At 66.0% G+C, this 1,772-nt stretch carries 1 protein-coding gene; it reads left to right on the top strand.

What is annotated here, in order from left to right; translation table 11 throughout:
* Positions 1–179 precede the first annotated feature (179 nt).
* Positions 180–1,772 (top strand): acyl-CoA dehydrogenase (locus BLW05_RS35195; RefSeq protein WP_093169573.1); only part of this gene is annotated, 1,593 nt, incomplete at its 3' end.

Genomic DNA, 1,772 nt, shown 5'->3' with positions numbered 1-1,772 from the left:
GCCCCGATCTTCTCGGTGGCCGACTACGGCCTCGTGGCCGATCTGTTCACGGCCGTGCCGGAACTCGTCAAGGCGCTCTGATCCACTTCAGATAGCTGTCTGAACCCAGAAGGGGCATCGTTCGCGATGCCCTTTTTCACGTCGGTTCGCATCAGGCCCGAGGGCCGCAGGAGATAACCATGAGCTACATCGCTCCCGTCAAGGACATGCTGTTCGACATCGAGCACCTCGCCGACATCGCGAAGGTGTCGCAGATGCCGGGCCTCGAGGAAGCCGGTCTCGAAACCGCGCAGGCCGTGCTCGAAGAGTGCGCGCGCTTCAACCAGGACGTGATCGCGCCGCTGAACGTGGAAGGCGATCGCAATCCTTCGTCGTTCAAGGACGGCAAGGTCACGACCACGCCCGGCTTCAAGGAGGCCTTCGCGCAGTACGTGGCGGGTGGCTGGCAGGGCCTGCAGCATCCCACGGACTTCGCCGGCCAGGGCCTGCCCAAGACGATCGGCGCGGCCTGCGTCGAGATGCTGAACTCGGCCAACATGAGCTTCGCGCTGTGCCCGCTGCTCACCGACGGCGCCACCGAGGCGCTGCTGACCGCGGGTTCGGACGAGCTCAAGGCGATCTATCTCGAAAAGCTGGTGAGCGGCCACTGGACCGGCACGATGAACCTCACCGAGCCGCAGGCCGGCAGCGATCTCGCGCTGGTGCGCAGCCGCGCCGAGCCGCAGCCCGACGGCACCTACAAGGTCTTCGGCACGAAGATCTTCATCACCTACGGCGAGCACGACATGGCCGAGAACATCGTGCACCTCGTGCTGGCGCGCGTGACCGGCGCGCCCGAAGGCGTGAAGGGCATCAGCCTGTTCGTGGTGCCGAAGTTCCTCGTGAACAAGGATGGCTCGCTCGGCGCGCGCAACGATGTGCACTGCGTGAGCATCGAGCACAAGCTGGGCATCAAGGCCTCGCCGACGGCGGTGCTGCAGTACGGCGACCATGGTGGCGCGATCGGTTACCTGGTCGGCGAAGAAAACCGCGGCCTCGAGTACATGTTCATCATGATGAACTCGGCGCGCTACGCCGTGGGCATGCAGGGCATCGCGATTGCCGAGCGCGCGTATCAACACGCCGTGGCCTATGCCAAGGAGCGCGTGCAGAGCCGCCCGGTCGATGGCTCGATGAACGCGAGCGCGCCGATCATCCATCACCCCGACATCAAGCGCATGCTGATGACGATGCGTGCCTACACCGAGGGCTGCCGCGCCATGGCGATGACGGCCGCGGCGGCCTACGACGCGGCGCATCATCATCCGGACGCCGACGCCCGCAAGCAGAACCAGGCCTTCTATGAATTTCTCGTGCCGCTGGTCAAGGGCTACAGCACCGAGATGAGCCTGGAAGTGGCATCGCTCGGCGTGCAGGTGCATGGCGGCATGGGCTTCATCGAGGAAACCGGTGCGGCGCAATACCTGCGCGACGCCAAGATCCTGACGATCTACGAAGGCACGACGGCGATCCAGGCGAACGACCTGGTGGGCCGCAAGACCGCGCGTGACGGCGGCCAGGTCGCCAAGGCGATCGCCGCGCAGATCGAGAAGACCGAGGCCGAACTGGCCAGGCGCGACAGCGCCGACGCGAAGGCCGTGGCGAAGCGCCTCACGGCCGCGCGCCAGGCCTTCGTCGATGTGGTCGGCTTCGTCGCCGGACAGACCAAGGCGTCGCCCAACGCGGTGTTCGCGGGCAGCGTGCCCTACCTGATGCTGGCGGGCAATCTGGTG

Source organism: Variovorax sp. YR216, assembly GCF_900107745.1.
GTDB lineage: Bacteria > Pseudomonadota > Gammaproteobacteria > Burkholderiales > Burkholderiaceae_C > Variovorax.
This window is presented reverse-complemented; position numbering and strand designations above follow the sequence as displayed.